Raw genomic sequence first — 6,814 nt, 5'->3', positions numbered from 1 at the left:
TTTCGACCGGGAACGGGGCCGGTACCATGCAGCCGCCGGCTGCGTATTCTATTAGACGCGCGGCGCTGTAGCACTTTGAATTGCTGCATGTTTTTATCCTTAAATCGAATGCGATTTAAGGCAACATGCGGTAGGTCGCCCCGTTTCGTTTGGTCATCGATCCCCATCTATTCACACGGTTGTATCGAGCAGGAAGACCAGTATGCAGTAGACGGCCGTCCTTGGTGCGACCGGTGATTGAATCGCCGATGAAACCGAAGAGAGCGCCCATGATCAGACTGTCATGAGAGCTGCGGATAACGGCGGCGGCAGCGCGCCCGGTGCGCCGTTGCTGATAAGACGGCCAATTGCAGTAAGGGATTTATTCGTTCCAAGCGCGAAACAGAGTCGTTTCAAAAACGGAGACTGAGTTCCATGAAGGCTTCATTGTTGACTGCCGCCCTGGTCTTGGCAACGTCCACGTCGGCATATGCGGAGCAAAGCTGCGGCGACCTGACGAACCAAGCGGACATGAACATATGCGCCGGGAAGGCCTATGACAAATCCGACACCGAACTGAACACTCTCTACAAGCAGATCGAGGCACGACTAAAGGACGACGCAGACACCACAAGGCTGCTGCTAACAGCGCAGAGGGCGTGGGTGGCGTTCCGCGATGCCGAGTGCAACTTTTCGAGTTCCGTGGTCACGGGCAGCTTGTATTCGTTCATTTTCAACTCGTGCCGTGATGGCATGACCAAAGTCCGTATCGAAAACCTCAAGGTTTACCTGAAATGCACCGACGGTGACCTGGACTGCCCTGTTCCTACCGTTTGATCGATACCGGCACGGCGGACTGAAGCTCCGGCTGACTGAGGCTCTGCAGCGTTTCGGACGGCTGGCCGTCGATATGGCCGATCACCGCCTTGGCGAGTTCGCGCCCGGCAACCCGGATGTCCTCGTACATGGTCACCACTTCGGGGCGAAGCCAGCGCAGGAAATCGCTCGGCACCTTGGACACCATGTCGGCATCCTTGCCGAGTGTCCTGTTGGCGGCCTCAAGGCCGGCGATCAGTGCGATCGCGCCGGAGCCGCTGCCCGACACGATGCCGTCAGGCGGATTGTCCGAGCGCATCAGCGTCTCGAAGGCGTCGCGGATCTCGACCAGCGTGTGATCGATATTGATGTGGTGGAAGCTGACCGCATCCGCCTGGAAATCGCGAAGGCCGCGCTCGAAGCCGGCGCGCATGTGCGAATAGAAGGTCAGGTGCGGCGGCGGCTCCAGCAGCACCAGGCGCTTGCGGCCGCGCTCCACCAGCTCGCGCACGGCCTCATAGGCAAAACGCTCGTTGTCGAAGTCGTGATAGGGGTGGACGACGCCCATCTCGGTGCGGCCGTGGGTGACGAAGGGCAGGCCGCGCTCCGTCAGAAGCGCCACGCGCGGGTCGTGCGGCTCGGTGCGCGAAATGATCACGCCGTCGGCCGCGCCGGTGTCGAGGATATAGCGGATCGGCGCCAGCGCATCCTTGGTAGCGCTATAGGGCGTGACCACCAGATGATAGGGGGTGCCGGCGAGAACCTCGGTGATGCCGACGACCATGGGGCTGGTGATGCCCATGATTTCTTCTTCCAATGTCAGTACCAGGCTGATGACATTGGTCTTGCCGGTTCTCAGGCGCACCCCGGCGCGGTTCGGCTGGTAGCCGATCTGCTTGGCGACGAGGCGCACGCGCTCCTTGGTTTCGGCGCCGATATCGGGCGCATCCTTCAAGGCGCGCGAGACGGTGGTGATGCCGAGCCCGGTCATGAAGGCGATCGTCTTCAGCGTGGGCCTGCCGCCATCCGGCGGCGGCGTCAGCGGTCTGTTTTTCGTCTTGCTGTCCATCGCTGTCACCCGCTCGCCCTTGCCGTTGCCGCCCGCCGCCCCATTTAGCGTCACTTCCCGCCTTATATACGAAATGTGACGGGGAGCTATCCTGCTATGGGCGTACGGCACCGAGGCAAATCTGTAACGATACAGTAGCGCTGTCGAGCATTTTCGTTGCTGCGCTGCGGTGAATGAAACACTCTGGTTGAGTGTGCTGTGTTGCAGCGGGCTTTTTGCGTCTGCGAGAGAGCATATGCAGCAAAATACCAGCATTTCTGCACAAAAAATATCAAAATCAGCGCGTTATCAACCCGCTATGCCGGATCTTCATGGTCTTGCCCGTGATCAGTTCACGTCTCTTTGATGTCCGAAAGTACGCCTGTAGATTGCAGAAAATGTTTCTGTTTAAATTCATTGGGGTGGGAGTTGCGGACCGGGATCGTTTCCTCTAAGTTTTTTACGGTAACGTTACAGTGAGGGAGGAGACTCATGAATTTACGTTCTTTCGCGGCCGCTTTGGCGGTGACGGTGGCGCTGCCATTTGGTGCAGCAAACGCAACCGATCTCGAGGTGACGCATTGGTGGACGTCGGGCGGGGAGGCTGCTGCGGTCGCCGAGCTTGCAAAAGCGTTCGATGCCACCGGAAATCACTGGGTTGACGGTGCCATTGCCGGCGCCGGCAGCACGGCGCGGCCGATCATGGTCAGCCGCCTGACCGGTGGCGATCCGATGGGTGCCACGCAATTCAACCATGGACGCCAGGCAGAGGAACTGGTCGAGGCTGGGCTGATGCGCGACCTGACCGATGTCGCCTCCAAGGAGAACTGGAAAGAGATCATCAGGCCGGCGAGCCTGCTCGATTCCTGCACCATCGACGGCAAGGTCTATTGCGCGCCGGTCAACATTCATTCCTGGCAGTGGCTCTGGCTGTCGAACGCTGCCTTCAAGAAGGCCGGCGTCGATGTGCCGAAGAACTGGGACGAGTTTGTCGCAGCGGCACCGGCACTTGAAAAAGCCGGCATCGTGCCGCTCGCCGTCGGCGGACAGCCGTGGCAGTCGGCCGGTGCCTTCGACGTTCTCATCGTCGCTCTTGCCGGCAAGGACACGTTCCTCAAGGTCTTTGGCGACAAGGACGAGGAAGTGGCCGCCGGTCCTGAAATTGCCAAGGTGTTCAAGGCTGCGGATGACGCGCGTCGCATGTCCAAGGGCACCAATGTCCAGGACTGGAACCAGGCGACCAACATGGTCATCACCGGCAAGGCCGGCGGCCAGATCATGGGCGACTGGGCGCAAGGCGAATTCCAGCTCGCCGGCCAGAAGGCCGGAACCGATTACACCTGCCTGCCGGGCCTCGGCGTCAACGAAGTCATCGCGACGGGCGGCGACGCTTTCTATTTCCCGGTGCTGAAGGATGAGGAGATATCCAAGGCCCAGGAAGTGCTGGCATCGACGCTCCTGAACCCGGCGACGCAGGTGGCGTTCAACCTGAAGAAGGGTTCGCTGCCGGTGCGCGGCGATGTCGATCTGGCTGCCGCCAACGACTGCATGAAGAAGGGCCTGGACATCCTCGCCAAGGGCAACGTCATCCAGTGGACCGACCAGCTTCTGTCGGCTGACAGCCAGAAACAGAAGGAAGATCTCTTCTCCGAGTTCTTCGCCAACCCCTCCATGACGCCGGAGGAAGCGCAGAAGCGCTTTGCCGACATCATCGCTTCGGCGGACTGATGGAGCTTCCTTGATCCGTCGGCCCCGCCCTCGGCGGGGTCGGCCAAGGCTCCCATTCGGCACGACACGTTCAGGCGGACCAGCGTGCCTTTGCCTGGCAGGCGTATTGGGAGAACGGCTTCAACGTGGCGAGGCGGTTTTCGAGCGACGGCACATCCGTTCGTCATCGACGCCGCCTGCCATCGGCAATCCAATGCAGTTCCGGAGGAACGAAACATGGGTCACACACGCGGTTCGGGTCGGCCGAACCAGTGGCTGCGGAATCTGAATGCGAAGCTGGCCTCGATCCCGATGATCCTGACGGCCGTGGTCATTTTCCTCGGCGGCACGGTCTGGACCGTGGTCTATTCCTTCACCAATTCCAAGCTCTTGCCGCGGCTTTCCTTCGTTGGCCTCGACCAGTATGAGCGGCTGTGGGCCGCGCCGCGCTGGCTGATGTCGGTGCAGAACCTGGCGATCTACGGCTTGTTTTCGCTGATTTTCAGCCTGGTCATCGGCTTCCTGCTGGCGGCGCTGATGGACCAGAAGATCCGCTTCGAGAACACGTTCCGCACGATCATGCTCTATCCCTTCGCCCTGTCCTTCATCGTGACGGGCCTCGTGTGGCAATGGCTGCTCAACCCGGAATACGGCATCCAGTCGGTGGTGCGCTCTCTCGGCTGGACGAGTTTTGCCTTCGACCCGCTCTACAATTCCAATATCGTCATTTACGGCATCCTGATCGCGGCGCTGTGGCAAGGGACCGGGCTCGTCATGTGCCTGATGCTCGCCGGCTTGCGTGGGATCGACGAGGATATCTGGAAGGCGTCGCGCGTTGACGGCATTCCGATGTGGAAGACCTATGTCTTCGTCATCATCCCGATGATGCGCGGCGTCTTCATCACCACGCTGGTCATCATCGCAAGCGGCATCGTCAAGGTTTACGATCTCGTGGTGGCGCAGACGAGCGGCGGCCCGGGCATCGCCTCGGAAGTGCCGGCCAAATACGTCTACGACTACATGTTCCAGGCGCAGAATCTCGGCCAGGGATTTGCCGCCTCGACCATGATGCTCATCACCGTCGCCATCATCATCGTGCCCTGGGCCTATCTCGAATTTGGGGGAGGGCGCAAGCGTGCCTGAGATCGTCGCTTTCAACGCCATCGCCGCCGGTATCGACCCCGAGGCGGAAAAGACCTCCGTTGCCCTTTCAGGCCCGCGGGGCCGCAAGCCGCGCCGGGCGCTTTCGGGCCGCAACATCATGGTCTACGGCACCCTGATTGTCGTGGCACTCTACTACCTGCTGCCACTCTACGTCATGGTCATGACCTCGCTGAAGGGCATGCCGGAAATCCGACTCGGCAACATCTTCGCGCCGCCGCTCGAAATCACCTTCGAGCCCTGGGTGAAGGCCTGGTCGAGCGCCTGCACCGGCCTCAACTGCGATGGCCTTTCGCGCGGCTTCTGGAACTCGGTGCGCATCACCGTTCCCTCGACCATCGTCTCGATCGCGATTGCCTCGATCAACGGCTATGCGCTGGCCAACTGGCGCTTCAAGGGCGCCGACCTGTTCTTCACTATCCTGATCGTCGGCGCCTTCATCCCCTATCAGGTGATGATCTATCCGATCGTCATCGTGCTGCGCGAGCTCGGCGTCTATGGCTCGCTGACCGGCCTGATCATCGTTCACACCATCTTCGGCATGCCGATCCTGACGCTTCTGTTCCGCAACTATTTCGCCGGGCTGCCGGAAGAATTGTTCAAGGCGGCGCGCGTCGACGGCGCTGGGTTCTGGACCATCTATTTCCGCATCATGCTGCCGATGTCGATGCCGATCTTCGTGGTGGCGATGATCCTGCAGGTGACCGGCATCTGGAACGACTTCCTGTTCGGCGTGGTGTTCACCCGGCCGGAATATTACCCGATGACCGTCCAGCTCAACAACATCGTCAATTCGGTACAGGGCGTGAAGGAATACAACGTCAACATGGCGGCAACCATCCTCACCGGTGCCGTGCCGCTTTTCGTCTACTTCGTCTCCGGGCGGCTTTTTGTCCGCGGCATCGCCGCCGGCGCAGTGAAAGGGTAAGGGCATGGAAAACGTCAGCGTATCGGTCAAGGATCTGTCGTTGAGCTTCGGTGCCGTCACTGTGCTCGACACGCTCAACCTCGACATCAAGGATGGCGAATTCCTGGTGCTGCTCGGCTCATCCGGCTGCGGCAAGTCGACCTTGCTCAACTGCATCGCCGGGCTCCTGGACGTCAGCGACGGCCAGATCTTCATCAAGAACAAGAACGTCACCTGGGAGGAGCCGAAGGACCGTGGTATCGGCATGGTGTTCCAGTCCTACGCGCTCTATCCGCAGATGTCGGTGGAGAAGAACCTCTCCTTCGGGCTCAAGGTGGCCAAGGTCGAAAAGGCCGAGATCGACAAGCGCGTCAGCCGCGCCGCCGAGATCCTGCAGATCCAGCCGCTGTTGAAGCGCAAGCCCGCCGAGCTTTCCGGCGGCCAGCGCCAGCGCGTGGCGATCGGCCGGGCACTGGTGCGCGATGTCGACGTGTTCCTGTTCGACGAGCCACTGTCGAACCTCGACGCCAAGCTGCGTTCGGAACTGCGCGTCGAGATCAAGCGGCTGCATCAGTCCCTGAAGAACACGATGATCTACGTCACCCACGACCAGATCGAGGCGCTGACGCTAGCCGACCGCATCGCGGTGATGAAGAGCGGTGTCATCCAGCAGCTTGCCGATCCGATGACGATCTACAACGCGCCGGAAAACCTGTTCGTCGCCGGCTTCATCGGCTCGCCGTCGATGAACTTCTTCCGCGGCGAGCTGCAATTGAAGGATGGGCGGGCCTTCGTGCGCGCCAATGGCGTCGATTTCGACGTGTCGGCCTATCCGTCGCGCGGGCCGTTCAAATCTGGCCAAAAGGTCGTCCTTGGCCTGAGGCCGGAGCATGTGCGTGTCGACGAGGCACCGAACGGCCAGCCGTCGCACCAGGCGGTCGTCGATATCGAGGAGCCGATGGGCGCCGACAACCTGCTCTGGCTGAAACTTGCCGGCCAGTCGATGTCGGTGCGCATCGGCGGCCAGCGCCGCTACAAGCCGGGAACGGCGGTGACGCTTTCCTTCGACATGGCGGTCGCCTCGATCTTCGACGCGGTCAGCGAAAATCGTCTCTGAACAACGGGGAAACGCGCCGGCTTTCATCATCCGGCGCGTTTCGACACACTGGCATGCCGGCAGTTTCGCCGGCAATCAA

6 protein-coding genes are annotated in these 6,814 nt (G+C 60.8%); 5 read left to right on the top strand and 1 reads right to left on the bottom strand.

Going from position 1 to position 6,814, the window contains the following annotated elements:
- Nucleotides 1-414: 414 nt before the first annotated feature.
- The gene (locus BKP54_RS04490) at nt 415-816 is read left to right on the top strand and encodes a lysozyme inhibitor LprI family protein (protein WP_057208726.1); all 402 of its coding nucleotides are present in this window, start codon (nt 415-417) and stop codon (nt 814-816) included.
- Here BKP54_RS04490 and BKP54_RS04485 read toward each other — a convergent pair.
- Nucleotides 806-1,864, bottom strand: a complete 1,059-nt coding sequence (locus tag BKP54_RS04485; RefSeq protein WP_025427338.1) for a LacI family transcriptional regulator — start codon at nt 1,862-1,864, stop codon at nt 806-808. The genes BKP54_RS04490 and BKP54_RS04485 overlap by 11 nt on opposite strands.
- Before the next feature lie 471 nt (nt 1,865-2,335).
- Between BKP54_RS04485 and BKP54_RS04480 the strand changes: the two genes are divergently transcribed.
- From BKP54_RS04480 to BKP54_RS04465, 4 genes are all read left to right on the top strand, one after another.
- Nucleotides 2,336-3,571: an ABC transporter substrate-binding protein gene (locus BKP54_RS04480; RefSeq protein ID WP_084814291.1), complete on the top strand. Its 1,236-nt coding sequence runs from the start codon at nt 2,336-2,338 to the stop codon at nt 3,569-3,571.
- Nucleotides 3,572-3,787: 216 nt separating this feature from the next.
- The gene (locus BKP54_RS04475) at nt 3,788-4,693 is read left to right on the top strand and encodes a sugar ABC transporter permease (protein WP_025427336.1); all 906 of its coding nucleotides are present in this window, start codon (nt 3,788-3,790) and stop codon (nt 4,691-4,693) included.
- Between the two features lie 118 nt (nt 4,694-4,811).
- Nucleotides 4,812-5,639, top strand: coding sequence for a carbohydrate ABC transporter permease (locus tag BKP54_RS04470; protein WP_225906378.1), 828 nt, complete (start codon nt 4,812-4,814; stop codon nt 5,637-5,639).
- A 4-nt stretch (nt 5,640-5,643) separates the two neighbouring features.
- Nucleotides 5,644-6,735: an ABC transporter ATP-binding protein gene (locus BKP54_RS04465; protein WP_057208724.1), complete on the top strand. Its 1,092-nt coding sequence runs from the start codon at nt 5,644-5,646 to the stop codon at nt 6,733-6,735.
- Nucleotides 6,736-6,814: the final 79 nt, after the last annotated feature.

This window comes from Ensifer sp. 1H6, from assembly GCF_001976035.1.
Lineage (GTDB): Bacteria > Pseudomonadota > Alphaproteobacteria > Rhizobiales > Rhizobiaceae > Ensifer > Ensifer canadensis.
This window is presented reverse-complemented; position numbering and strand designations above follow the sequence as displayed.

Bases quoted from the DNA above. Each gene is read 5' to 3' on its own strand.
- BKP54_RS04485 (WP_025427338.1), bottom strand. From the start codon at position 1,864: ATGGACAGCAAGACGAAAAACAGACCGCTGACGCCGCCGCCGGATGGC.
- BKP54_RS04470 (WP_225906378.1), top strand. From the start codon at position 4,812: ATGGTCTACGGCACCCTGATTGTCGTGGCACTCTACTACCTGCTGCCA.
- BKP54_RS04465 (WP_057208724.1), top strand. From the start codon at position 5,644: ATGGAAAACGTCAGCGTATCGGTCAAGGATCTGTCGTTGAGCTTCGGT.
- BKP54_RS04475 (WP_025427336.1), top strand. From the start codon at position 3,788: ATGGGTCACACACGCGGTTCGGGTCGGCCGAACCAGTGGCTGCGGAAT.
- BKP54_RS04490 (WP_057208726.1), top strand. From the start codon at position 415: ATGAAGGCTTCATTGTTGACTGCCGCCCTGGTCTTGGCAACGTCCACG.
- BKP54_RS04480 (WP_084814291.1), top strand. From the start codon at position 2,336: ATGAATTTACGTTCTTTCGCGGCCGCTTTGGCGGTGACGGTGGCGCTG.